Source organism: Streptomyces sp. NPDC029836, assembly GCF_055574495.1.
This window is the reverse complement of record NZ_JBVHZI010000001.1, coordinates 1,138,522-1,163,538: the sequence shown is the minus strand read 5'-3', so window position 1 is coordinate 1,163,538 and position 25,017 is coordinate 1,138,522. Positions and strand designations below refer to the sequence as shown.

At 73.8% G+C, this 25,017-nt stretch carries 19 protein-coding genes, 1 tRNA gene and 1 pseudogene; 9 read left to right on the top strand and 12 right to left on the bottom strand.

The genetic code is table 11. The features are described from left to right. Nucleotides 1-164 precede the first annotated feature (164 nt). From ACZ4XJ_RS05350 to ACZ4XJ_RS05335, 4 genes are all read right to left on the bottom strand, one after another. Nucleotides 165-935 carry an ABC transporter ATP-binding protein gene (locus tag ACZ4XJ_RS05350; RefSeq protein WP_468495374.1) on the bottom strand — a complete coding sequence of 257 codons (771 nt, stop codon included), beginning with the start codon at nucleotides 933-935 and terminating at the stop codon, nucleotides 165-167. Then, nucleotides 932-3,715 carry an ABC transporter permease subunit gene (locus ACZ4XJ_RS05345; protein WP_468495373.1) on the bottom strand — a complete coding sequence of 928 codons (2,784 nt, stop codon included), beginning with the start codon at nucleotides 3,713-3,715 and terminating at the stop codon, nucleotides 932-934. The genes ACZ4XJ_RS05350 and ACZ4XJ_RS05345 overlap by 4 nt, the downstream gene beginning before the upstream one ends. Before the next feature lie 16 nt (nucleotides 3,716-3,731). Further along, entirely contained in the window at nucleotides 3,732-4,997 is a 1,266-nt protein-coding gene (locus ACZ4XJ_RS05340; protein ID WP_468495372.1) for an ABC transporter substrate-binding protein, read from the bottom strand. A gap of 161 nt (nucleotides 4,998-5,158) precedes the next feature. Beyond that, nucleotides 5,159-6,982: an AMP-dependent synthetase/ligase gene (locus tag ACZ4XJ_RS05335; RefSeq protein ID WP_468495463.1), complete on the bottom strand. Its 1,824-nt coding sequence runs from the start codon at nucleotides 6,980-6,982 to the stop codon at nucleotides 5,159-5,161. Between the two features lie 335 nt (nucleotides 6,983-7,317). Between ACZ4XJ_RS05335 and ACZ4XJ_RS05330 the strand changes: the two genes are divergently transcribed. Then, on the top strand, nucleotides 7,318-7,743 hold the full coding sequence (locus ACZ4XJ_RS05330) for a (2Fe-2S) ferredoxin domain-containing protein (RefSeq protein WP_468495371.1): 426 nt from the start codon (nucleotides 7,318-7,320) through the stop codon (nucleotides 7,741-7,743). 49 nt (nucleotides 7,744-7,792) lie between these two features. On the opposite strand, the gene fdhD is transcribed toward ACZ4XJ_RS05330, so the two are convergent. Further along, nucleotides 7,793-8,629 (bottom strand): formate dehydrogenase accessory sulfurtransferase FdhD, encoded by an 837-nt coding sequence (gene fdhD, locus ACZ4XJ_RS05325; RefSeq protein ID WP_362884244.1) that lies wholly within the window; start codon nucleotides 8,627-8,629, stop codon nucleotides 7,793-7,795. A gap of 205 nt (nucleotides 8,630-8,834) precedes the next feature. Between fdhD and ACZ4XJ_RS05320 the strand changes: the two genes are divergently transcribed. The 3 genes from ACZ4XJ_RS05320 to ACZ4XJ_RS05310 all read left to right on the top strand — a co-directional run bounded on the left by ACZ4XJ_RS05320 (nucleotide 8,835) and on the right by ACZ4XJ_RS05310 (nucleotide 10,439). Continuing rightward, nucleotides 8,835-9,776, top strand: coding sequence for a beta-ketoacyl-ACP synthase III (locus ACZ4XJ_RS05320; protein WP_362884218.1), 942 nt, complete (start codon nucleotides 8,835-8,837; stop codon nucleotides 9,774-9,776). Nucleotides 9,777-9,937: 161 nt separating this feature from the next. Then, entirely contained in the window at nucleotides 9,938-10,183 is a 246-nt protein-coding gene (locus ACZ4XJ_RS05315) for a hypothetical protein (RefSeq protein WP_468495370.1), read from the top strand. Nucleotides 10,184-10,351: 168 nt separating this feature from the next. Further along, nucleotides 10,352-10,439 (top strand) — tRNA-Leu (locus ACZ4XJ_RS05310). A gap of 380 nt (nucleotides 10,440-10,819) precedes the next feature. Here ACZ4XJ_RS05310 and ACZ4XJ_RS05305 read toward each other — a convergent pair. Together ACZ4XJ_RS05305 and ACZ4XJ_RS05300 are read right to left on the bottom strand one after the other, a co-directional pair. After that, nucleotides 10,820-11,539 (bottom strand): annotated as a pseudogene (locus tag ACZ4XJ_RS05305) (IclR family transcriptional regulator domain-containing protein); the annotation flags it as partial. Between the two features lie 794 nt (nucleotides 11,540-12,333). After that, entirely contained in the window at nucleotides 12,334-12,936 is a 603-nt protein-coding gene (locus ACZ4XJ_RS05300; RefSeq protein WP_362882872.1) for an RNA polymerase sigma factor, read from the bottom strand. Nucleotides 12,937-13,174: 238 nt separating this feature from the next. On the opposite strand from ACZ4XJ_RS05300, the gene ACZ4XJ_RS05295 reads away from it, so the two are divergent. The 3 genes from ACZ4XJ_RS05295 to ACZ4XJ_RS05285 all read left to right on the top strand — a co-directional run bounded on the left by ACZ4XJ_RS05295 (nucleotide 13,175) and on the right by ACZ4XJ_RS05285 (nucleotide 18,550). Beyond that, nucleotides 13,175-15,148, top strand: a complete 1,974-nt coding sequence (locus ACZ4XJ_RS05295; RefSeq protein WP_468495369.1) for a hypothetical protein — start codon at nucleotides 13,175-13,177, stop codon at nucleotides 15,146-15,148. Between the two features lie 302 nt (nucleotides 15,149-15,450). Further along, nucleotides 15,451-17,166 (top strand): methionine--tRNA ligase, encoded by a 1,716-nt coding sequence (gene metG / locus ACZ4XJ_RS05290; RefSeq protein ID WP_468495368.1) that lies wholly within the window; start codon nucleotides 15,451-15,453, stop codon nucleotides 17,164-17,166. A 193-nt stretch (nucleotides 17,167-17,359) separates the two neighbouring features. Then, the gene (locus ACZ4XJ_RS05285; protein WP_468495367.1) at nucleotides 17,360-18,550 is read left to right on the top strand and encodes a glycosyltransferase 87 family protein; all 1,191 of its coding nucleotides are present in this window, start codon (nucleotides 17,360-17,362) and stop codon (nucleotides 18,548-18,550) included. Nucleotides 18,551-18,587: 37 nt separating this feature from the next. Here the strand turns inward: ACZ4XJ_RS05285 and ACZ4XJ_RS05280 are convergent, their stop codons facing one another. Together ACZ4XJ_RS05280 and ACZ4XJ_RS05275 are read right to left on the bottom strand one after the other, a co-directional pair. Continuing rightward, entirely contained in the window at nucleotides 18,588-19,247 is a 660-nt protein-coding gene (locus ACZ4XJ_RS05280; RefSeq protein ID WP_362882877.1) for a response regulator transcription factor, read from the bottom strand. Beyond that, on the bottom strand, nucleotides 19,235-20,545 hold the full coding sequence (locus tag ACZ4XJ_RS05275) for a sensor histidine kinase (RefSeq protein WP_468495366.1): 1,311 nt from the start codon (nucleotides 20,543-20,545) through the stop codon (nucleotides 19,235-19,237). Before ACZ4XJ_RS05275 ends, ACZ4XJ_RS05280 begins: the two co-directional genes overlap by 13 nt. 215 nt (nucleotides 20,546-20,760) lie before the next feature. Here ACZ4XJ_RS05275 and ACZ4XJ_RS05270 point away from each other — a divergent pair, with 215 nt between their 5' ends. Together ACZ4XJ_RS05270 and ACZ4XJ_RS05265 are read left to right on the top strand one after the other, a co-directional pair. Then, nucleotides 20,761-21,369, top strand: a complete 609-nt coding sequence (locus ACZ4XJ_RS05270; RefSeq protein WP_468495365.1) for a hypothetical protein — start codon at nucleotides 20,761-20,763, stop codon at nucleotides 21,367-21,369. Between the two features lie 55 nt (nucleotides 21,370-21,424). Next, nucleotides 21,425-22,201, top strand: coding sequence for a bestrophin-like domain (locus tag ACZ4XJ_RS05265; RefSeq protein ID WP_362882882.1), 777 nt, complete (start codon nucleotides 21,425-21,427; stop codon nucleotides 22,199-22,201). A gap of 37 nt (nucleotides 22,202-22,238) precedes the next feature. Here the strand turns inward: ACZ4XJ_RS05265 and ACZ4XJ_RS05260 are convergent, their stop codons facing one another. The 3 genes from ACZ4XJ_RS05260 to ACZ4XJ_RS05250 form a co-directional block, all read right to left on the bottom strand. Beyond that, nucleotides 22,239-23,423, bottom strand: coding sequence for an MAB_1171c family putative transporter (locus ACZ4XJ_RS05260; RefSeq protein WP_362882884.1), 1,185 nt, complete (start codon nucleotides 23,421-23,423; stop codon nucleotides 22,239-22,241). A gap of 19 nt (nucleotides 23,424-23,442) precedes the next feature. Next, nucleotides 23,443-24,000, bottom strand: coding sequence for a toxin-antitoxin system, toxin component (locus ACZ4XJ_RS05255; protein ID WP_383990962.1), 558 nt, complete (start codon nucleotides 23,998-24,000; stop codon nucleotides 23,443-23,445). Nucleotides 24,001-24,064: 64 nt separating this feature from the next. Next, nucleotides 24,065-24,733 (bottom strand): helix-turn-helix domain-containing protein, encoded by a 669-nt coding sequence (locus ACZ4XJ_RS05250; protein WP_362882888.1) that lies wholly within the window; start codon nucleotides 24,731-24,733, stop codon nucleotides 24,065-24,067. Nucleotides 24,734-25,017: the final 284 nt, after the last annotated feature.

Here is a 25,017-nt window from a genome sequence, read left to right as displayed (position 1 = left end):
GCCACAACCGGCCCCCCGTACACCGTATTCCCGCCGGCCGGCGCGATGTCGGCCGGCCGGCCCGGTGCCCGCGAACCGTGCCGACCGGCGCCGTGCCCGCGAACCGTGCCGGCCCGCCCCGTGCTCGCGAACCGTGCCAGCCCGCCCCGTGCTCGCGAACCGTGTCACGTCGTACCGAGGTACGCCTCTCTCACCCGGGGATCCGCCCGCACCTCGGCCGCCGTCCCCTGGGCGAGGACCGTGCCGAGGTCCAGGGCGACGACCCGGGCGCACAGGTCCATCACGAAGGCCACGTTGTGCTCGACCAGCAGCACCGCGCAGCCCTCCCCCTGGGCGAGCCGGCGCACCACCGCGGCGAGCTGCTCCCGTTCCGGCGCCGACATCCCCGACGCCGGCTCGTCGAGCAGCAGCACCCTCGGCGGGTCGGCCACGGCGCGCGCCAGCTCCGCCATCCGGGCCCGGCCGACGGGCAGCCCGCCCGCGTACCGCTCCCCGAGCGACCCGATCCCGCAGGAGGCCAGGACCCGTCGACCCCGCTCGCGCCGCTCCCGCTCCCGGCGGCGGCGCGTCGGGAGCCCCAGCAGGTCGGCGCCGAGACCGCCCCCGCCGCCCCGCCACTCCTGGGCGACGAGCAGGTTGTCGGCCACGCTCAACTGCCCGAACAGCTGCTGGCGCTGGAACGTACGGTGCATCCCGTGCCGGGCCCGCCAGACGGGGGAGCGACGGGTGACGTCCGCCCCGTCGAGCAGGATCCGCCCCCGGTCGGGCCGCCGGATCCCGGACAGTACGTCGAACAGCGTGGTCTTGCCGGCACCGTTCGGCCCGATCAGCCCGCACACCTCCCCGGCGCGGACCCCCAGGTCCACCCCGGTCAGGGCCCGCACCCCGCCGAAGCGCACACTGATCCCGCACGCCTCCAGCACGTAGCCGCTCATGTCGCCATCCCCAGGTAGGCCTCGGTCAGCCGGTCCGGCTCGACCTCGGCCCGCGGGCCGCACCAGGAGACCCGGCCCTGGGAGAGGTAGGCCACGGTGTCGGCGATCCCCAGGATCTCCGCCGCCTTCTCCTCCACCAGCAGCAGCGCGCTGCCGGCGTCCCGGATCTCGGTGAGCAGCCCGTACACCTCGTCCACGACGCGCGGCGCGAGCCCCAGCGAGGGCTCGTCCGCGATCAGCACCTGCGGCGGGCGCTCCAGCAGCGGGGCGAGGGCCAGCATCTGCTGCTCCCCGCCCGACAGCGCTCCGGCCACCACGGCCCGCCGCTCCCCGAGGCGCGGGAAGCGGTCGTAGACGGCGGCCCGGGCGGCGGCCTCCGGGAGGTGGAGGGTCAGGTTCTCCTCGATGGTGAGCGCGGGGAAGATCCCCCGCCCCTCCGGTGCCAGCAGCACCCCGGCCCGGGACCGCAGGACCGGCCCGTCCCCGGTGGCGTCCCGACCGCCGACGAGGACCGCCCCGCCGGTGACGGGCAGCAGCCCGGCGGCGACCCGGCAGGCGGTGGACTTCCCGGCGCCGTTGGGCCCGAGCACGGCGAGGATCTCGCCCCGGCGCACGGTGAGGCCGACCCCGCGCAGGACGAGCCCGCCGTCGTACCCGGCGGTGACGTCACGCAGCTCCAGCGCGGGCACGCCCGGCGCCGCCGCGCCCCGGCCCGCGTGCCCGCCCCCGGACGCCGCCGGCCGACGGGCGGGCGGGACGGTGACCGGGCCGGCGGTGGTGCCCGGCTCCGGCTTCTCCCGCGCCACCGGAGCGGTTCCGGTCCCGGTTCCGGGCGACGGGTCCGCGCCGGCGGGCGCGGCGCCCCCGGCGGCGGCCGCCGCCCGCCGTGCCCGGCGTACCGGGAGGGCGGCGCAGTACCCGTCCGGATCGTTGGCGAGGGCCAGCCCCGCCAACCCGAACAGGATCACCGGGAGGTGCGCCGATTCCGTCACCCAGTCCGACAGCACCCGCGGCGCCACGGCGAACACCAGCCCCGCCACCACCGCGTACTGCGGCCGCCGCACCCCGGCCGCCACGACGACCGCGAGCCACACCAACCCCGTCATGGCCGTGAAGTCGGTCGCCGTGATCCGGGTGTTGTACGAGGCGTACAGGACCCCGCCGAACCCGGCCAGACCGGCCGACAGCATGAACAGCGTCAGCTTCGTGCGCAGGACGGACACCCCGGAGGCCATGGCCGCCGCCGGCGCCGACCGTACGGCGAGCATCGCCCGCCCCGACGGCGAATCGCGCAGCGCGCCCAGCGCGGCGGCCACGACGGCGACCAGGACGACCAGGGCCACCCCGAAGGCCCGGTCGTCCGACAGGTCCAGCGGGCCGATCACCGGCCGCGGGACGGACCAACCGGAGTCCCCGTTGCGCAGCCACCGCAGTTGGAACAGCACCTGGTCGGCCAGGAAGGCAAGCGCCAGCGTGGCCAAGGCGAGAGAACGCCCGCCGAGCCGCAGCGCCGGCAGCGCGACCAGCGCCCCGAGCAGGGCCGCCACGCAGGTGCCCACCGCCAGCGCCGCCACGAAGGGCCAGCCCCGACTCATCAGCAGGCCCGCGACGAGCGCGGACCCGGTGACGAAGGTCGCCTGGGCCAGCGACACCATCGCGCCCAGCCCGGTCACCACGGTGAACGACATGAACACCAGCGCGATGGCCAGGCCCTGCGCGAGCAACCCCGTCCAGAAGGGCGTGGTGACGGTGTAGAACGCCGCGCACAGCAGGGCGGCGGCCACCGCCCAGCCACCCCAACGGCGGTTCCACGACGCGCCCGCGAGATGGTCCGGGGACGGTACGTCGACCGCGGCGACCCCGGCGGTGCGCGCCCGCCGGGTCAGGACGAGCAGCCCCCCGAACAGGATCAGGAACGGCACCGCCGTGCGGAACCCGGTGATCCCCTCGGCGAAGGAGGCGTAGCCGGCGACCAGGTTCTGCAGCACCCCGAGCCCCAACCCGCCCGCGAAGGCGAGCGGTACGGACGCGAACCGGCCGATCACGGCGGCGGTCGCCGATACGAACAGGAACAGGGTGAAGTCGTGCGCGGACAGCCCCAGCAGCGGGGTCGCGAGCACCCCCGCGAGCCCCGCCAGACCCGACGAGATCATCCACGCCACCGAAGACAGCCGGTCGGCACTGATCCCGCGCAGCTCGGTCAGCGACCGGTTGTCGACGGCGGCCCGCAGCCGCAGCCCCAGCCGGGTGCGCCGCATCAGCACCCACAGGGCGACGGCCACCACCGCGGTGACGACCCAGGTGATCAGCTGGTCGGAGTCGATGCCCACGCCGTCCGCGAGCTGCCAGGACATGGCCGGGCTCGGCCCCACCCCGGGCAGCCCGAACTGGTTCTCGGCGGGCGCGACCGGCGCGCCCGCCGCGCCCAGCAGCTCCACCGTCCACAATCCGGCGGCGGGCAGCGCCACGAGCAGCCCGATGGTCGCCACGATCTGGGCGGTCTCCCCGACCCGGGCGAGCCGTCGGAACATCAGCCGGTCCAACCCCCAACCGAGCCCGGGCGCCAGGACGCACACCACCAGCAGCGCCGCGGGGACGGCCGGCCACCCCAGTCCGGAGTGCAGCTCGTAGAAGGTGAGCGCGCACAGGTAGGCGGTGGCGCCGTGCGCGAAGTTGAACAGCCCGGACGCCGAGTACGACAGCACCAGCCCGGTGGCCAGCAGCGCGTACAAGGCGCCGGACACCAGGCCGCTCAGCACGAAGACGAGCAGGTCTCCCATCCCGCTGCCCCGTCCCTCAGCCGAAGGGGATCGGTTCGTGGCACGTGAAGGGCACGGACACCTCGTACTTGCCCTGCCTCAGCTGTACGAGCGCCCCGCAGCCGAAGCTGTCCTTCTGCCCCTTCGGCTCCGACCGGTCGCCGACGAGGGTGCCGGTGTCGGAGAACCCCTGCGCGGCGGCCTGGAACGAGGCGACGGTCAGGTCCTTCCCTGCCTTCTGCGCGATGGACAGGAAGAGGTCGGCTGACATGTAGCCGGTCAACATGTGCATGTTGAGCGGGACTTCCTGACCACCGGCCGCGGCCTTGATGTCCGCCTTGAAGCGGGTCATGCCGGCGCTCTGCGATTCGAAGGGCTCGAACTGGAGCAGGACGTGCACCCCGTCGAGGGCCTGCTTTGTGGCGTCCTTGGCGAGCAACCCCGGGTCGTAGTCCGTCGGGTCGGACAGCAGCCCCTGGTAGCCGCCGCGCTTGAGCGCGGTGAACAGGCCGATGTTGTTGGGGGTCTGCATGACGGAGATGACCGCGTCGGGGGCCTTGCCGCCGTTGCCGGCGAGGATGTCCTTGACGTACGCCGACCAGTCGCTGGGCACGGCGGTCGCCGGGACCGAGGCCTTGGCGTAGGACACCGTGAACCCGGCGCTGGTGAAACCCTGTTGGAAGGTTCGGATGCCGAACTTGCCGGCGTCGCTGTCGTTCGCGATGATCGCCACCGACTTGCCCCGCTTGCCGCCGAGCACCTGGCCGATGCCCTCGGGCCAGGTCTGGTTGATGCTCCCGCCGGGGCTGGGGACCAGGCAGCCGTTGAACCCGTAGATGTACTTGGGGCCGCAGAAGGACGGCAGGGTGCCCCAGCCGAAGGTGGGCACCTGCTCCTGTTCCAGGAAGTCGGCCCCCGAGAAGGTCACCGAACTCATCGGGGAGACCGCGAACACCTTGTCCTGCTGGACGAGCTTGCGGGCGGCGGCCAGGTTCTTGCCGGGATCCTGGCCGTCGTCCTCCGCGCCGATGTAGTCGATCTTCCGGCCGTTGACGCCGCCCTCCGCGTTGGCCCGCAGGTAGCGGGCCTTGGCCCCGAGGTCGGTGTCCTTCTTGCTGTAGCCCCCGGCGCTCGTCATCGACACGATGCCGCCGACCTTGATGGAGTCGGCGCTCACCCCGCGCACGGCCTGCGTCCCGCCCCCGGGCTTGCCGGGATCGGTGTGGCTGGAGGCGGAGTTGCAGGCGGAGGTGAGCGCGAGGGCGGCCGCCACGGCGGCCAGGGCGCGGATGGGTCGCGGCATGGGTGGGATCCCCCTCGGGTCGGAATCCCCGCATTCTGTGCGTGACCTGACGTACCGTCAATATCGATGACGAAATGAAATGACGAACCGTCAGATTTATTGGAGTGTCCCGTCGGAGGTCCGTCCCGGGTGCGCCGCGCGGGCCTGCCGAGGGCCTGACGTCACGACGGGTACAGGTCCGCGACCTCCCGCGCGTACGCCTTCTCGATCGCCCGGCGCTTCAGCTTCAGCGACGGGGTCAACAGACCGCGCTCCTCGGTGAACTGCTCGGCCAACACCCGGAACGTCCGGATCCCCTCGGCCTGCGAGACCAGGGTGTTGGCCGCCACCACCGCCCGCCGCACCTCGGCCGCCAGCTCCGGATCACCCACCACCTCGCTGGCCGTCAACTGCGGCGATCCCCGCATCGACAGCCAGTGGGCGACCCCCTCCATGTCCAGGGTCACCAGCGCCGCGATGAACGGCCGGTCGTTGCCCACCAGCACGCACTGCGCCACCAGCGGATGCGAGCGCACCCGCTCCTCCAACGCGGTCGGCGACACGCTCTTGCCGTTGGAGGTCACCAGGATCTCCTTCTTGCGCCCGGTGATGGTGAGGTACCCGTCGCGGTCGAGCCGGCCCAGGTCCCCGGTCGCCAGCCAGCCGCCGCGCAACACCTCCGCCGTCGCCCGGGGATCGTTCAGGTACCCGGAGAACACGTGCCCGCCGTACAACCACACCTCCCCGTCCTGCGCGATGTGGACCGTACTGCCCGGGATCGGCTGTCCCACCGTCCCGTACTTCGTCGCCCCCGGCGGGTTCGCGGTGGCGGCGGCGGACGACTCCGTCAGCCCGTACCCCTCGAACACCCTGATGCCCGCGCCGTCGAAGAACAGCCCGAGCCGTCTCGACATCGCCGAGCCGCCCGACATCGCGTGCCGCACCCGACCGCCCATGGCCTCGCGGACCTTCCCGTACACCAACCTCTCGAACAGCTGGTGCTCCATCCGCAACCCGGCCGACGGTCCCGGCCCGGTTCCGAAGGTCTTCTCCTCACGGGCCTCCGCGTACCGCACCGCCGTCTCCACCGCCCGGTCGAAGGGACCCGTACGCCCCTCCGACTCGGCCTTGCGCCGGGCCGCCGCGAACACCTTCTCGAAGACGTGCGGCACCCCCAGCACGAACGTCGGCCGGAACGCGGCCAGGTCCGGCAGGAGTTCCGCCGCCGCCAGCACCGGCTGGTGCCCCAGTTTCACCCGCGCCCGCACCGCCGCCACCTCCACCATCCGTCCGAAGACGTGCGCCAGCGGCAGGAACAACAGCGTCGACGGCTGCTCCCCCGGCCCCGCTCGGAAGACCGGCTCCCAGCGGGCCACCATCGTGTCCGCCTCGAACATGAAGTTCGCGTGGGTGAGCACACAGCCCTTGGGCCTGCCCGTCGTCCCCGAGGTGTAGATGACGGTCGCCACGGCGTCCGGGGTGACGGCCCGACGGTGCCGGTGGACCACGTCCTCGGCGACCGTGCGGCCGTCCGCCACCAACTCCTCCACCGCGCCCGCGTCGAGCTGCCACAGCCGCCGCAACCCGGGCAACCCCTCGACGCCCGACCCGACCGTCATCGCCTGGTTCTCGTCCTCCACCACGCACCCGACGCAATCCGCGTCCCGGAGGATCCACTGGACCTGGTCCGCCGAGGACGTCGGGTAGATCGGCACCGGCTGCGCCCCGATCGCCCACAGCGCGAAGTCGAACAACGTCCACTCGTAGCGGGTGCGGGACATCAGCGCGACCCGGTCGCCGAACCGGATGCCCTGCGCGAGCAGCCCCTTGGCCAGCGCGAGCACCTCCCCGGCCAGTTCCCGCGAGGTCACGTCATGCCACACCCCGCCCGCCTTGCGACCGAGGACCACCCGGTCCGGGTCCTGCCCCGCGTACTCGAAGACCACGTCGGCCAGACCGCCGACCGGCGTGCCCGTGACCACGGGTGGGACGGTGAACTCGCGCAACATCCCGCTCCTCTCCCTGGGGCGCCGCGACGCTACCCCACCGGGCCCCACCCCCGGCAGCCCCCGGTAAACCTCCACAAGATCCCTACGGGCAAGGACCGGGCCCGGTCCGACCCCGCCCGGGCGCCCGCCCGGCGGCCCGGAGTCCGGCCCCCGCCGGCCGGCCGGCGCCGCCACTTCACGCGGGCCTGCTGAGCCGGTCCCCGCCCGCCAGGGTCTGCGCGGTGCCGGCCCGACGACGTGCCCAGGACCCGGTGGCCGGCACCGCCGACGATGTGGCGGAGGTCTCCCGCGCCGTCCAACACCCCGCCCCACAGGGCCGGTAACGTGCGTCGGTGACCTGGATACGCCCGCTCGCCGCCAACGCCCCACGCCCCTGCACCCTGGTGGTCTGCCGGGGCTGCTGCTGCGGGGACCCCCGCAAGAACCCGGGCTCCGACCACGCCGGTCAACTCGCCCGGCTGCGCGAGGCGGCGGCCGCGTCGGCGGGCCTGCTGGCCGTCCGCACGAGCGACTGCCTCGGCCCGTGCGCCCAGGCCAACGTCATCGTCGTCCAGCCCACCACCGAGAACCGCCGCCGGGGAGCCCGCGCCGTCTGGTTCGGCTTCGCCCTGGACGACACCGCGACGGACGAGATCATCGCCTGGGCCGAGTCCGGCGGACCGGGCAGCACCCCGCTCCCCGCCGGCCTCGACCTCCACCGCATCGACCCGCCCGACCTGAAACCGGCCCCCGCCCCGCGCCGCGGCCGTCGCCGCTAGGGCGTCCCTCCGGGACGGCGCCCGACCGGCAGGACGCGCGAGGGACGCGCTAGGCCTCCGGCAGGGTGATCCGGTGCTCGCCCGCGTACACGTTCATGTCCCGGCCCCGCAGGAAGCCCACCAGCGTCAGGCCCGACTCCAGTGCCAGGTCCACCGCCAGCGAGGACGGGGCCGACACCGCGGCCAGGACCGGTATCCCGGCCATGACCGCCTTCTGCGCCAGCTCGAAGGACGCCCGGCCCGAGACCAGCAGCACCGCGCCGGTCAGCGGCAGCCGACCGGCCCGGGCGGCCCGCCCGACGATCTTGTCCACGGCGTTGTGCCGCCCCACGTCCTCCCGTACGTCGAGCAGCTCGCCCGCCGCCGAGAACAGCCCGGCGGCGTGCAGGCCGCCCGTCCGGTCGAACACCCTCTGCGCCGCCCGCAGCCGGTCCGGGAGCTCGGCGAGGAGATCCGGGGTGACCCGTACCGGATCGTCGGCGATGCCGGGGAAACGGGACGCGGTGCGGACCGCGTCCAAGCTGGCCTTGCCGCACAGACCGCACGAGGAAGTCGTGTAGACGTTGCGTTCCAACGTGATGTCGGGCAGCGGCACTTCCGCGCCCAGCTGCACGTTGACCACGTTGTAGGTGTTGGAACCGTCCTCCGTCGCGCCCTCGCAATAGGTCACGGCCCGGACGTCCGAGGCGTGCGCGATCACGCCCTCGCTCACCAGGAATCCGACCGCCAGTGCGAAGTCGTCCCCCGGCGTGCGCATGGTGATGGCCAGCGGTTTCCCGTTCAGCCGGATCTCCAACGGCTCCTCGGCGACCAGCGTGTCCGGACGCACGCCGACCACCCCGTTCCGGATCCGCACGACGCGGCGCCGTTCGGTCACCCGTCCCATGGTGATCGACCATCCGTTCTGTCCCTCGTCGCGCACCTGACGAGGACATTCTCCCGGATCTGCGGCCCACGACGTCCTCGGCAGGAAGTTGCTCGGAATTCTCCAAACATCGGTGTGAGATTCCTGTCGGGTCACGCGCCCCCGTACCGGCCGGTAGCAGGCGAAGCTGGAAAATCCTGACGTCCAACAGAGGGGGACCCCGCCCATGACCGGTTCACGCGTGGTGGCGCTAGGGCACTACCAGCCCGCGAAAGTGCTCACCAACGAGGACCTCGCGGCCATGGTCGACACGAACGACGAGTGGATCCGGTCCCGGGTCGGCATCCGGACCCGGCATGTCGCCGGCCCCGAGGAACCGGTCGACGAGCTGGCCTACCAGGCCGCCGGGAAGGCCCTCGCGAACGCGGGACTGACCCCCGACGACATCGACCTCGTCCTGGTGGCCACCTCCACCGCCATCGACCGCTCGCCCAACATGGCCGCGCGCGTCGCCGCCAAGCTCGGCATGCGCGGCGGCCCGGCCGTGATGGACATCAACGTCGTCTGCTCGGGCTTCACGCACGCCCTCGCCACCGCCGACCACGCGATCCGGGCCGGCTCGGCCACCCGCGCCCTGGTCATCGGCGCCGACAAGATGACCGAGATCACCGACTACACCGACCGCGCCACCTGCGTCCTCACCGGCGACGGCGCCGGCGCGGCCGTCGTCGAGGCCTGCGCGGAGCCCGGCATCGGACCCGTCCTGTGGGGATCGGTGCCGGAGATGGGCCACGCGGTGCGCATCGAGGGCACGCCCCCGGTGTTCGCGCAGGAGGGCCAGTCCGTCTACCGGTGGACCACCAGCCAACTGCCGCCGCTCGCCCGCAAGGTCTGCGAGAAGGCCGGGATCACCCCCGAGGAACTCGCCGGTGTCGTCCTCCACCAGGCCAACCTGCGGATCATCGAGCCCCTCGCCGCCCGCATCGGCGCCGTGAACGCCGTCGTCGCACGGGACGTGGTGGACTCCGGGAACACCTCGGCGGCCAGCATCCCGATGGCCCTCTCCAAGCTCGTGGAACGCCGAGAGATCCCCGCCGGCGCCCCCGTCCTGCTGTTCGGCTTCGGCGGCAACCTCTCCTACGCCGGCCAGGTCATCCACTGCCCCTAGCCGCGGGCCCACCACCCGGGCCGTCCCCGATGCCGTGTCCGTACCGGCATCGGGGACGGCCCGGGGCCCGTACGACCTGAGGGGGAGCGGGATTCGCCCGGCAGGACCGGACCTCGGTCCCGCGCTGGCCCGCCGACGACGCGACGGACGTCCGGTACTCCGTGAGGACCACCGGCGGCCGACGCCTCCTGAAGGCCACCCTCCCCGACCGCACCCTCCCCGCCCGGTGCGCCGCGCACCCCGGGGCCGCGCCGAAGGCGCCGGAGATCGAGGCCGAGTGGTTCCCCGAGGGCGTCGAAACCCGGCCCACCGTCCGCTGCGGCCCCTACTACGTCTCCCTGGACGGCGACACCCTCTACGCGTGGCAGCTCAACGACGACTGGCTGAACGCGGGCGCCGACCGCTGATCACCGGACCCCTTCGCGAGACGATCCGTCCTGCCGGCCGGCGTGAGGCATGCCCGCAGGTCAGCGCGGCGTGGCGGACTGCGGGCGCCCCGGATATCTGGTCGGAACCCCGTGGATCCTTTGCTATTGTTGTCCATGTCGCCGCGGGAAACCGGGGCCGACCACCTGGTCCGGGTGGCGGAATGGCAGACGCGCTAGCTTGAGGTGCTAGTGCCCTTTATCGGGCGTGGGGGTTCAAGTCCCCCCTCGGACACCAGTGAGCAGGAGCCCCACACATCGTGTGGGGCTCTTCTGCGTTCCCGTTCCCCCGGGGGAGGCGGGCGGGCGTCACACCCGGAGCACCCCCAGGCCGTCGGGCGGCGGGAGGGTGCCGGGGACGACCTGGGTGAAGGTGCGGGGGAGCGAGAGGCGCGGCCCGTCGGCGTACGGGGCGTCGAAGAGGTAGGCCGTCGCCGCCGCGGGGTCGCTGACCAGGTGGGGGCCGTCCGGCGCGGGCGCGCCGCAGGTCATCCGGGTCAGCGGGGCGCGGAAGAGCCGGCCCAGGTGGCGCAGCGTCTCCGGGGTCATCCGGGTCGACGGGGGCGCGACCTCGGGCGCGGGCTCGGCCCGCGGGGCGTCCGGCGGGATGGCGCCCGAGAGCAGCAGGGCCAACAGCACCGGGACGGCCTTGCGGCGCAGGGCCTCCGTCGCCGGGCGCAGCCGGTGGGCGTGGGCGGCGGGCAGGGACAGGGCGAGGCTACCGGCCGCGTCACCCGTCGCGATCGGGACGGCCGCGCAGACGACACCGGGGGAGTACTCGCGGAGGTCGAAGACGGGGGCGCCCGGAGCGACCGCGTCCAGGGCGCTGAACAGGGCCCGGCTGTCGGTGATGGTGCGCGGGGTGAGCCGGGCCGGACGGTGACGGGCCACGTGGTCGGCCCGCCCGTCGTGGTCGAGCTGCGTCAGCAGGCACTTGCCGACCGCGCTGGCGTGCGCGGCCGCGCGGAAGTCCACCCACTCCCGGACCGGCGGGGCCCCCGGCCCGTCCGCCATCTGGGTGATCCGGACCTCGCCCTCCGCGTACCGACTCAGGTAGACGGCGGCGCCCGCGCTGTCGCGGGCCAGGGCCAGTGTGCGCTGGAGCTGACCGGCCAGGCCCTGTCCGCCGGGGGCCGCCAGCCGGTCCAGGGCGGGGCCGCGCGCCCAGACCCCCGCGCCCGGACGGTACGCGTACTCCTCCTCGCACAACATGGCCAGCAGCGGGCCGAGTTCCGCCTCGGCCAGGCCCGTCTCCCGGCTCAGCCGGCCGGCCCGGACGCCGAGCGGGTGCCGCTCCAGGACCCGTACGAGGTCCAGCGCGCGCCGCGCCTGCGCCATGGCCTCGCCGGTGTCGGCGCTTGCGGCGGGCCGGGAGCCGGCCGCGCGGGCGGCCGAGGTCAGCGCGGGATGGCGCAGCGGGCCCGCGCCGGGGCGGGGCCGGGGGGCGTGCGGCGGGAGCGGCGGCAGGAACGCGGCCAGTACCGTGACCAGCCCGGGCGTCGGCAGCGGTACCGGGCCCAGGTCGGGATCGTCCGACTGGTCGACGTAGCGCAGGACCGCGGCCTGGGCGCACAGGCGTACCTCGCGCAGCTCGCGGCGGGCGCTCGGGCGGAAGCCGCGCAGGCCCACCTCGCGGGCCCAGACGCGGGCGTCGTGGTGTTCACCGCGTCGGGAGTGGTCGAGGAAGAGGCAGTACGCGGCGCTCGCGGTGCGGGCGACGCCGGAGCCGGCGGCGAACTGCCACCAGAACCGGGATCCCTCGCGCAGCCCGGCCAGGTGCAGCAGGCAGCCGAAGACGACCGCGCCGGGCAGGTCGGCGTGCCGGCTGTCGAGGAAGCGACCGAGGTCGTGCTCCGCGCGGGGGTCGCAGACGACGGTGAGGCAGACGGCCTTCAGGTCGCGGCGGGCCCGCTCGGCGTCGAGGGGGCAGTCGCGGGCCGGATCGCTCCAGCCGAAGGGACGGCGCCGGACCCGGACGGGGGCGGGCACCCCCGGTGCGAGGGGGACGCGCAACAGGCGGGCCTCGGCGGCGCCGAGGTCGTAGTGCGGGTAGCGGTCGCGGACGCCGGCCCGGTCCAGGAACTCGGCCAGCGCGCGCGGGTCCCCGGCGCGGTCGCGGCCCTCCGGCGGCCTCATGAGTCGCCGGCGGCGTCGAGCAGCCGGGCCAGCCGTCGGTGTGCCTGGCCGAGCTGCGAGCGGACCGTGGCCTCGTCGACGCCCATCACGGCGGCCGCCTCGCCGGGGGTGCACCGGAGCCCGTAGCGGAGCATCACGGTGTCCCGTTGGCGCTCCGCGAGGCGGGAGACGGCGGAGTAGAAGCGGATCGTGTCGGTCAACACCTCGTACTGATCGGCGTGCGCCTCCTTGAGGGCGGCCTCGAAGGCGCTGATGTCCATCGGCTCGGGCTGCCCGCACCGGGGGTCGCGACGACGCTGCCGGTCGACGAGGCGCTGCTTCAGGACGGTCCAGGCGTACGCGTCGAGGCGGTCCATGTGGAGCATCCGGAGCCACTCGTTCATGATCGAGTCGAAGGTGGCGTCCACGGCGTCCTCGGCGGCGGCGTCGGAGCCGAGTTGGAGGTACGCGAAACGCATGTACGCCGGCCGCCGGTTCGCGTGGAAGGCCCAGTACGACAGGCGCGCGGTCGGATCCCACTGGCTCATCGGCGTCGGCTGCCGGCGCCGACTCGGCAGCCCCACGGCCCCACCGGACTCCTCCGGTCCGCCATCGTTCACCGTTCTTCACCTCATCCCCTGGTGCGGGGGCCATCAGAGCAGCACGGGCGCACTCGGAGGGCGCAGAGAAGAAACCTGGAAATATTACGTTCGGTGATGTCTGATTCTTGATCGACCTTGACCGCGTAACGGCCTGACCAGTGCGTATGCATATGCCGGAGGCGTCCCCGGGGGTCGGTGCACATCCGCGGCGGGCCACGACGTGTGACCATCCCAAGATTCACTCGTTTGTCTGAGCGTGGCCACCTCACAGCGATTCGGCTCCACCGCCGTCGAACAGGCCGAGGCGGTGCTCGTCGAGCACTACCCCCACTTGGTCCGCCTCGCGTACGTCTCCCTCCCGGGCTCCCTCGGGCGGCACACCCGGGTGCTGCTGGCGCACCGGGTCGTGCAGCGGGCGCTGCCCCGGGCCGGCGGCGGCCCCGATCCGGGCGGACCCGGCGGCCCCGACAGCCCGGGCGGACCCCTGGGCGGCGTACGGGTCCGGGTGCTGCGCGCCGCCCTCGCCCCCGCCGGGCGGGCGCGCGCCCTGCTCGCCCGGGTCGGCTGGCCGGCCGCGCCGCCCTTCGTCTGGGGGCTGCGGTTCTGGCCCCCGGCCGGCGGGATCGACGAGGCGGCCCGGCTGTTGGAGGGGGCGCCGGCCCCGGTCCGCGCCGCCTTCGTGCTGCACCGGCTGGACGGACTGCCCGAGGAGGCCGTCGTACGGCTGCTCGGCGCGGCCGGCGCCGCCGACCCGGCCGACGGGGTCCGCGAAGCCCTGGCCGTACCCGTCGACGCGGAGCTCCTGTCGGCGCTGCGCGCCCCGGAGTTCGACTCCAGCGTGGTCAGCACCCGGCCCACCGACCTGCTGCGCCGCCGCCGCAGGGTCCGCGCCGGGTGGGCCGCCGTGGCGGCGGTGGCCCTGATCGGCGGGGTCCTCGTCGCCGACGGGAGCCCGGCCGGAACCCCGACCGCACCCGCCGCGGGGCCGGTCGCCGCCGGGGTGCTCGACCCCGCGCGACTGCTCCGGGTCCCGGCCGAGGCCTGGGCCGACACCGCCCGGGTCGACTTCACCGCCTGGCCCGCGCGCGGCGCCCGCACCGCCGACCGCTCCCTCCTCGCCCGGGCGCTGGGCGCCTGGGCGGCCCGGCCCGGCGGCGTCACCGTCACCGCCGCCCCCGGCACCGCCACCGATCCGCCGGCGCACCACCCCCACCTGCTGTACGCCGGGAACGTCCCGGGCCCGGCGTCCGGGGCGGCCGGCGCGGAGGCGGCCCGTGCGGTGGTGCTGCTCCTCGACGGCGACCGCGTCGTGCGCTACACCGAAGCCGCGGCCGGTCCCCGCGGGCGGACCCTCGACTTCGCCCGCACCGACGAGGCCGGGGTCACCACCGCAGCCGCCCTCGCCCTCGGCCCGCGCGCCGACGGGGAACCCGCGCGCTACCTGCTCGCCCCCTGGATCGCCGGCGCCGGCACCCGCGATCTGCTCCGCCCCGGGGACGCCACCACCGCACTGGCCGTCGGCGCCGACGGGGTCACGGCCCCGGCCGCGGTGCCCCGTGCCGCCGGGCCCTGCGACGCTTGGCCCGCGCTCGAACTGACCTCCTCCGCCCGGATCGTGGAGAAGCACTCCTTCGTCCTCGCCGACCTGGGCACGCCGACCCCCGTCCACCTCACCTACACCCCGCTCCCCGACGGTCCCGGGGCCGTCGCCGCCCGTCAGCCCCGCGAGGCCACCGGCTCCGCCGCCCGTGCCGCCTGGGCACCCGTCGCGTGCCGGCTGCGGGAGCTGCGCGGCGGCGGCGTACGGGCCGTCAACGTCTGGGACTTCGCCGCCGCCGAACTCCCCGACGGCGCCGGCCGTGCCGTGTGGACCTGCACCCGCGCCTCCGGCTGGGCCGGGCCGGGCGACGTCCTCGTCCAGCTGCGCCTGCCCGCCGGGCCGCCGCAGGACGTCACGCGCGCCCGGTCCACCGCCGCCTGCGGACGCTTCGGCCAACACCTCCTCGCGGGCACCCGCTGGCGCTCCCCGGCGGGCCGCTGGTACCTCCTCGCCGCCGGGAGCCGCGAGGTCGCCGGCATCACCGCGTCCGGCGCGGTCCGCGCGGAGGCGAACGGCCGCACCCTGACCGCCCCGGCCGCCGCGGAAGCCGCTCCGGTGTCGCTGACGGGCCGACTCGTGAGCGGCGGCCGGATCACGGCGCTCGACGGGGCGGGGGGCGGCCGGGACTGAGGGGGCAGGTGGGACCCGGGGGACGGGCGATCGCGCCCGCGGTGTGTGCGGTGTCCGTCGCCGGGGGCGGACCGCCGTCGCGGCCGGTCCGGGTCCCGGACGCCGGTCGGTGGCCTGGTCCGCCGCCTGTAGCATGGGCCCATCGCGAGGGCCGTGACGGAGAGGTCACGACCCTCGCTTTTGCGTTACGTCCACCCCGACAGAATGCGGCGCGTGCCCTTTCGACGGTTCGATACGATGAACCCCATCACAATCCGTCACCGGCACATCGTCACCGCATGAACGAAATGGAGCATCCGAGGATGGCTCGACACCTGATCACCAGCGCGCTTCCCTACATCAACGGGATCAAGCACCTGGGCAACATGGTCGGGTCGATGCTTCCGGCGGATGTGTACTCCCGGTACCTCCGCCAGCGCGGCCACGACGTCCTGTACATCTGCGCCACCGACGAGCACGGCACCCCCGCCGAACTCGCCGCGAAGGAAGCCGGCATCTCCGTCGCCGACTTCTGCGCGCAGGCCCACGACGCCCAGAAGGCGGTCTACGACGGCTTCGCGCTGTCCTTCGACTACTTCGGCCGCAGCTCCTCCCGGCAGAACGCGGAGATCACCCAGCACTTCGCGCGCAAGCTCCAGGAGAACGGCTTCATCGAGGAGCGGGCGATCCGGCAGGTCTACTCGCCCGCCGACGAGCGCTTCCTGCCGGACCGCTACGTCGAGGGCACCTGTCCGCACTGCGGCTACGACAAGGCCCGCGGCGACCAGTGTGAGAACTGCACCCGCGTCCTGGACCCCACGGACCTGATCGAGCCCCGCTCGGCCATCTCCGGCTCCACCGAGCTGGAGGTCCGCGAGACCAAGCACCTCTTCCTCCTCCAGTCCAAGCTCCAGGTCGAGGTCGAGGCATGGGTCGCCGAGCACGAGGAGGAGTGGCCGCAGTTGGCGTCCTCCATCGCCCGCAAGTGGCTGACCGAGGGCCTGCACGACCGCGCGATCACCCGTGACCTCGACTGGGGCGTGCCGGTCCCGGCCGACACCTGGCCCGAACTGGCCGCCGACGGCAAGGTGTTCTACGTCTGGTTCGACGCGCCGATCGAGTACATCGCCTCCACCAAGGAGTGGGCGGACGCCGAACCGGCCGACCGCGACTGGAAGTCCTGGTGGTACGAGGCCGAGGACGTGCGCTACACGCAGTTCATGGCCAAGGACAACGTCCCGTTCCACACGGTGATGTTCCCGGCCACCGAGCTCGGCACCCGCGAGCCGTGGAAGAAGGTCGACTACGTCAAGGCCTTCAACTGGCTGACGTACTACGGCGGCAAGTTCTCCACCTCGCAGAAGCGCGGCGTCTTCACCGACCAGGCCCTCGCCGTCCTCCCGGCCGACTACTGGCGCTACTTCCTCATCGCCAACGCCCCCGAGTCCGACGACTCGTCCTTCACGTGGGAGCACTTCGCCGCCACGGTCAACAAGGACCTCGCCGACACCCTCGGCAACTTCGTCAACCGCGTCCTGTCCTTCTCGCGCAAGCGCTTCGGCGACGACGTCCCCGCGGGCAACGCGGCCGGCGAGGTCGAGGCGAAGCTCGGCGACCAGATCGCCGACCTGCTGGCCGAGTACGAGGGCCACATGGAAACCCTCCAGTACCGCAAGGCCGCCGCCGCGCTGCGCGCCCTGTGGTCGGCCGGCAACTCCTACCTGGAGGAGAAGGCCCCCTGGTTGGAGATCAAGACCGACCCGGAGGGCGCGGCGCTGACCCTGCGCACCGCGATGAACCTCATCCACCTCTACTCGGTGGTCTCCGAGCCCTTCATCCCGGCCTCGGCGCGCGCCATGCGCTCCGCGTTCTCCCTCGCCGAGGACACCGCGACCTGGGTGACGCCGGAGCAGGCGAAGGCGCTGGACGCGGTCCCGGCCGGCACCCCGTTCACCGTCCCGCCGGTGCTCTTCGCGAAGATCACCGAGGAGGACCTGGAGTCCTACCGCGAGCGCTTCGGCGGTTCACCGGAGGCCTGAGGCCCTCGGAGGCCCCAGGCTCCCACGCTCGAACGCCCGGAGGGGCGCGGCCCCACCACGGGCCGCGCCCCTCCGGCGCGTGCGGGCGGCGTCGGAAGGCCGGCGGACCGGGCCGGTGGTAGGGAAAACCCCACCACGAAGAGGCCACCTGGGCATGCAGACCCGCAGGGGGCCGCACGGCTGGAATGGGTCCATGACCCCTTCCCTCACCGCCCGGTGGACCGCCGGCTGGTTGCTCGCCGCCGGCTGGGCCTTCTCGTTCCCCTTGTTCTCCTCGCTCGGGCCGCACCGGCTGTGGGGGTGGTGCGCGGGCGCCGGATACCTCGCCGCCGCCGGGGCCCGCGCCTTCGGCCGGCGCCGTGCGGCGCTCGGCGCGGCCCTGCTCGGGGCGATCGCGATACCGCTGGTGTACCTGGTGCTGACGGGACAGGGACAGTCGGAGGTCGGCGTGATCGAACGGTCCGGGCGGCTCCTGCTCCGGACCGGACGGATCTACGTCGACCAGCCCGCCGGAGTCGAGGAGTACACCCCCTACCTGCCCGGCATGGCGCTCCTGGGCGTGCCCCGCGCCCTGCTGGAGGGCGCCTTCGGCGCGGGCGGGAGCTGGGCGGTGCGGCCGCTGGGGGACGCCCGGATCTGGTGCGCGGCCGTCCTGTTCGGCGCCCTGTGGGCGGGGCGCCGGCTGCTCGGCGGCACCCGCTCGCCCCTGCTGCCGGTGCTGGTGGCCTCGCCGGTCGTGGCGCTGCCGCTGGTGGTGAGCGGGGTGGACCTGCCACTGGCCGGCCTGTGCTGCCTGGCGCTGGCCGCGGCCGGATCCGGGCGGCCCGGGCTGTCCGGGGCGGCGCTCGCCGCGGCCTGCGCCCTCAAGTGGACCGCGCTGCCCGCGGTGGCGGTCGCCGTCGCGCTGCTCGGGGTGCTGCGGGGAACACGGGCCGCCGTACGCTGCGCGGCCGTCGCCGTCGGGGGTACGGTCGCGCTGGTGCTGCCGGGCCTGTTGCTCCAGCCGGCGGAGCTGTGGCGGCAGGTGTTCGCCTTCCCCACGGGCCGCGCGGACGTCCCCACCCCGGCGAGCAGCCCACTGCCAGGACACCTGTTGGCGGAACTCGGCCCGTGGGGGTGGTATCTGACGGTCGGTCTGTTGTTGCTCGGCGGTGTGGCCGTCGCCGTCTCGTTGGTGGTGCGGCCGCCCCGTACGGTCGTGGCCGCCGCCCATCGGCTCGCCCTCGGCCTGACCCTGGCCTTCCTGTTGGCGCCGGCGGGCCGCTTCGGCTACCTGGCACTGCCCGTGCTGCTGGTGGCCTGGGCCCGCACCGCGACACCGGTGGGCGCGTCCCGCGTGGTGGCCCGCTCCCGGCGGCGCCCGGAGCCGGCCGGGGCCCGGTAGGGATCCCCGCGCGGACGGCCCCTGCGGTGCGGGCGGCTCACGCCCCGGCGGAGCCGCGGAGGTGGGCGAGGACCGCCAGGACGCGGCGGTTGCCCTCGGTGGGGTCCAGCTCCAGCTTCGCGAAGATGCTGCCGGCGTGCTTGACCACCGAAGCCTGCGTGATGAAGAGGCGCTCCGCCACCGTCTGGTTGTTGAGCCCTTCCGCCATAAGGGACAGCACCTCCCGCTCACGCGGGGTGAGGCGGCCGAGGGGCTGGTCCCGCGGCGCGGGGGCGAGCAGGACGCGGACCACCTCCGGGTCGATGACGGTCTGCCCGGCGTGCACCCGCCGCAGGGCGTCGAGGAACTCGGTCACCTCACCGACCCGGTCCTTCAGCAGGTAACCCAACCCGCCTCCCGGCCCCGCCGAGAACAACTGGGTGGCGTACGCCGTCGCCACGTACTGGGACAGCACGAGCACCGGCAACGAGGCGTCCCGGGACCGCAGTTCGAGCGCCGCGCGCAGGCCCTCGTCGCGCAGGCCGGGCGGCATCCGTACGTCGGTGACGACCACGTCCGGCCGCTCGGCCTCCACGGCCCGCAACAGCCCGGCCGCGTCGCCGACGGCAGCGAGGACCCGGTGCCCGCCGAGGGTCAGCAACTCCGACAGGCCGGCCCGCAGCAGTACCGAGTCCTCGGCGAGGATCACTCGGAGCACGGCACCTCCACCCGGAGTTCCGTCGGCCCGCCCACCGGACTCGACACGATCAGCCTGCCCTGCAACATCGCCACCCTGTCCGCGAGACCCGCCAGACCCGCCCCCGCGCCGGGATCCGCCCCGCCGCGGCCGTCGTCGGTGATGGTGAGGGTGAGCCGGCCGTCCTCGACCCTACCGGCGACACCGACGTGCGAGGCGCCGCTGTGCTTGGCGGCGTTGGCGAGGGCCTCCGTGACGGTGAAGTAGGCCGTGGTCTCCACCGGTTCGGGCAGCCGGGGCACCGGCAGGTCGACCGTCACCGGCACCGGATGGCGCAGCGCCACCTCGGCCACGGCCGCAGCCAGCCCGTGGTCGCTCAGCACCTGGGGGTGGATCCCCCGTACCAGGTCACGCAGTTGCTCCAGGGCCAGCTTCGCCTCACCGCGTCCCCGGGTCACGAGACCGGCCGCGCCGGCCGCTCCGGGAACCTTGCGCAGCTCCATCTCGGCCAGCCCCAACGTCATGCTGAGCGCCACCAGTTGCTGCTGCGCCCCGTCGTGCAGGTCCCGCTCGATCCGGCGCCGCTCCGCCTCGAAGGCGTCGACCAGACGCACCCGCGAGCGGGTCAGCTCCAGTACCCTGCCGTCCTCCTCGCGCGGCCCCAGCAGCAGGCGGGCCGCCTTCACCTGCGCGCCGCTGAGCAGCGCGCCCGCGTACGCGGTGACCACCAGCCCCACCAGCCCCACCGCGCTCCCGGCCAAGCCCTCCACGGGATCCGCCACCGCGCGGCCGGGGATCAGCATCACGGTGTCCGGGGCGATGGCCCACACGAGGACGGGCGTGGCGATCAGGATCGCGGAGAACGCCAGCAGCGCGATCACCCCGAACCCGGCCGCCCCGAACACGGGCCCCAGCAACGCGGCGTACCCGAACTCCCGCCAGGTGGCCCGCTCCCGCAGCCGCGTCCGCAGCCAGGCGGCCGCTCCCGCCCCGGCCAGGGAGGTGTGCGGATCCGCCACCGGGTGCGGATCGACCCAGCGCAGCCGGTGTCGCTCCAACGTCCCGAGCGGGACCGCGCCGGCCACCGCGGCGAGCAGCAACCCCAACCCGATCCCGACCACGGACAGCACCACCCCGAACCCGACGAGCACCACCAGCACCACCAGCACCGGATACCCGAGCACGGCCCCGCTCGCGAGGTACGCCCAGCAACGCCACGGCCACCACGATCCGAGGAACCGCAGCGGCCGCCGCACCACGCCCCACACGGCAACGGCCGGCCCACCACCGGGGGCGTCCGCGACGTCGGGCCGGGGCATGGATCTCCTCTGCGCGTAGGTAGGTTGCGGACCGGGGCAAGCCTACGCAAGGCAACCGCGGGGTGGTGCGCCGCACCGGCGGGCCGCGGTGGGTACCGCCCCGGGGCGTTCGAGGTTCGGACACAGATCCCGCCCGGTCCGCCGCGTGTCGAACTCGCCCCTTGATCGTTTCTTCAGCCGTAACCCTCATGTGGCTGCCGATCGAGAGGACCGCGGTGACGGCTTGGCAGTACTTCGCCGGGGCGGGCCTGGTGGCCGCGCTCTGCCCCCTGCACGGTCACGTGGCCGTCGCGGGTGACGGCAACGGTCGCGGCGCCCGGGTGGACGTGTGCGTACCCGGTGGGACGGTACGGCCCCCCGGCGGCCGGCCGCGTCCCGTCGAGCCGCCCGTGGCGCGGCCCCCGGCGGCGTCCCCGGTGACGCCCACCCCCGGGGTCACGGTGTCCCCGGCCGGGGAGCCCACGGTGCGCCACCCCGGGGTCGCCCCGGGCCTCCCCGGGGTTCCGGCGCTCCCCGCCCCGTCCGACCCCGCCGGCCCGCCCGGGGCCGCGGCCCCGGCGCCGGGTGACGACGCGAAGCCGGCACCGGCTCCGCCGGCCGCCGGGGAACGACCGGAGACCGCGTCCGCCGAGGCCGTCGCCCCGCCCGCGCCCAGGGCCGCCGCCGCCTTCGCCAGTGCCTTCCGCATGCGCCCGTACCACTCGGCGGCCTTGGAGCGGCGCGGCCCGGACGGTCTCGGCACCATGACGCTCATGGCCGTCGTCACCACCCCCGCCGTACTCGCGGCCGCCGCGCTGCGCCCCCGCTCCAAGGGCCGCGGCTAGCGAAACCGCCCCCCGCACCCCTCGTACCACCGCACCCACGAACGGGAGATCCCTCGTGTCCGAATGGCTGGTCCTGGCCATCGCCATGGCGCTCGTCTGCGCCGTCGTCCTCACCATCACCACGATCCGGCACCGCCGGGTCGCGGCCGACGAGGACACCAGCGAAACCCCCGACGTGATCGAGTACATGACGATGATGGTCGGGGTGGTCTACGCGATCGTCCTGGGCCTGGCCATCGCGGGCGTCTGGGAGGCGCGCGGCGCCGCCGAGGACAGCGTGCGCCGCGAGGCCCAGTCCCTGTACGAGGTCACCCAGCGCGCCGACGTCTATCCGGCCGCCGTACGCGACCGGATCCGCGGCGAGGTGGACGCGTACGTCACCCACACCGTCGACGTGGACTGGCCGCGGCTCACCGCCGGCGAGGCGACCACCCCCGAGGGCGGCGTGCTCCTCGGCAAGCTGCGCACCGACGTCACCCACCAGAGCCCGGCCACCGAACTCCAGGCCCAGGCCTACCAGCCGCTGCTGGACCACATCGCGACCGCCGACGACGCCCGGCACTCGCGCACCCAGAGCTCCGGTTCCACCCTGCCCGGGGTGGTCTGGTTCGGGCTGCTGGTCGGCGGCATCGTCACGATCGGGCTGATCTTCACCCTGCAGATCCGCCGCTCCGGGCGCGAACTGCTGCTGGCCGGCCTGTTCAGCGCGCTGATCGTGTTCCTGCTGTTCATGGTCTGGAGCTTCGACGCACCCTACGGGCGGGACGGCATCGACTCCGCCGGACCGTTCCAGGACCTGTTCCCGGCGGTCTCGGTGACGGCCTCCCGCTGAGCGCGGCCGGTGGCGCCGCCCGATCCCCGTCCGGGGGTCAGGCCCCCGGCAGGGCCGGGTGCCGTCGGGCGGCGGCCACCAGCGGCGAATGCCGCAGGGCGTGCGAGATCCGGACGAGGTCGCGCGGCCCGTCGGCCATGATGAGCACCTGGTCCTCCGCGTCCGCGTCGAGGTCCCCGAGGCCGTCCGGGTCGGCGGCGCAGGCCCGGACGGCGGCCGCCACCATCGCCGCGTCGGCGACCGCGCCGGCGGTCTCCTCGTCCGCGCCGTCCGCCAGGGCCCGTTCGTAGGCGTCCTCCCGCTGTCGGCGGTCGAAGCAGGGGCCGAGGCGCAGGAACCCGTCGTGGATGTCCGACTCCCGCTGGATCACCCGGATCTCGGCCGGTGACCACCAGGACATCCGGACCGACGGCGTCCCGCGCGGGGCGGTGCTGTGCACCTCGTGCCACAGGGCGCCGAGCCGCCGGTACGTCGCCCAGGTGTGCCAGTGGTCGGACGCCCGCTGGCACACCAACGGCATCACGAAGCCCACGGCGCTGACCAGCGCCCCGGCGGAGGCCAGCGGAGGGGCGGCGTAGGTGCTGAGGTCGTCCAGGTTGTGGCCGGTCCAGCGGGCGATGACCGCCGTGAACTTGGTGGCGTCGTAGGTGAGGCTGAATGCGTACCCCGAGACGATGGTCACCAGACCGGTCCGCAGCCAGCCGTGCACCTGGAGGGACCAGCGCCAGCACATGGCGACCATCGTCACGGCGGCCACGTTGTGGGCCAACAGGTAGAAGGCGATCATCACGCGGATGTACGGGGTGTTCGCGTAGTGCGTGTCGAAGTCGCGCAGCCGTTCCTCGGGCACGTCACCGAGTACGAACAGCACGATGATCGCGACGATGACGACGGCGTAGCCGGCGATCCACCGTTGCGAGGTGCGCCGCGTCTCCTCGGGCGGACCGCCGCGCCAGTTGAACACCAGGACCAGGCAGGAGGCGCTGAAGGCCGTCATCAGGCAGTAGACCAGCGGGGCGGAGAGGTTGGGGATCCCCGTCCAGCGGTTGACGGCCGCGATGGTCGGCGGGGCGGCGAACGTGAACACCGCTCCGGCCAGGACGAGCAGGACGCAGACGGACCGCAGGAGCGGATCGCGCCAGTTGCTGCGCAGCGCCGGCAGTTTGAAGACGAGGGAGATCGCCATCGCGGCTGCCGGGATGTAGTAGTCCTGACCCTTCAACGGTGGTTCCTGTTCGACATCAACGTTCTTTCCTGTGCCCCCGGTAGCCGAGCGAGGTCTCGATGCGACCCGCCAGTTCGTCGCGTTGGGCCGGGGCCCGGTGGCCGGCGGATCCGGCGAGCCAGGTGCGACACCTACTGCCGAGGAGTAACCCGAAGGTCTCGGCCTCGGTCTCCTCCTGGACGTCGGCGCGGGTGCGCGCGGCGACCCGGCGGACGGTTTCGCCGAGGTCGGCCTCGTCGGTGAGCAGGCGGGCGGCGACGGCGGCGCCGTCGACGTGGTGGCTGCAGTGACCGGCCTTCATGTGCCACAGCTCGTGGCCGAGGATCACCAGCTGGTGGTCCGGCGCGGTGCGTTCCTCGATGACCACCAGGTCACGGTCCGCCATGTCGAGCCACAGCCCGCTCGCCGTGCCCTGCGGGAACGCGGCCATGCGGAAGTCCACCCGACGACCCCGGTGCCGGCTCATGCCCTCGCACAGGGCGGCGTAGAGGTCCACGGGTTCCACGGGGGCGGTCAGCCTGATACCGGCCACCAGCTCCGCGCACAACCGCCGCTGCGCTCTGCCTATGCTCACCGTTCTCCCCGTCGGCGTGGATCCGGATCAGGATTCAAGGATCAGATCCAGACTTTCGACTGGGTCATGATTCGTTCGGTTTGACACTTTCGAGAAGCATGTCCAGCCATTCGGTCACCTTGTCCCGGTGCTTGTCGCTGGGCAGTTGGGCGGCGCGCCAGGCGATGCCCCGTACACCGTGGTTCTGCAGGAGTCTTGCCAGCGGATCACCGGCCGAAGCGGCTTCCGCCGGTACGGTTTGCCGCTCGCGCCCCGCGAAGTCCTGGAGCAACTGCTGCTCGGTGCGCTGGAGGGCATCGGTGAGGGCGTCGGCGTCGTGCGCCGTGAGGAAGCCGGCGTGCACTCCGAAGAAACGCTGGATCGCGTCACAGTGTTCCATGGTGGGGCGGCGGTCGCCGTTGATCAGGGCGCCCGCCTGCTGCCGGGACATCCCGGCGCCGTCCGCGATCTCCTGCTGCGTGTAGCGGCGACCGTTGGGTTTGACCCGGGTGCGTCGGAGCAGGTCAAGGCGCTGGAGGAAGCGGGCCTGGAGATCGGGTTCACCGGCGGGTCGACCGTCGAGGAGGGTTTTGATCACGTCCGTCGGGACACCTGAAGCTTCGGAGAGTCGCCGCAGGTCGAAGACCTGGTTCAGGGGGCGGCCCATTTTGTTCGCGAGCTCGGCGACCCGCGTGACGGTCGCTGCCAGGGGCGCGTTGGCCACCGCGACGGGAGCCGGGAAGCCGTCTGTCACCAGTGGTTCTCCTAGATCGCGCGAGGTCAGTGGGCACGTGGTCGGCCTCAGGGAATCTATCCGCTCTGCCTCGGGAGAGCTAGAACTTGCCACAGCTGTGGCGGGAATGAGCTGTCGCCAGGCTGGAATTGCCACAATAGTTGACACTCGAATGAAGTCGGTAGCAGGATCGCCACACGGAAATGAAGATCCAGACCGTGAGGAGGGGGAGCTCTCGGTGCCACATCTCGCAGCGGTGGGCCCGTCCGATGGCCTCGTCCGAGCCGGTGAGGAACGCCTGCCGG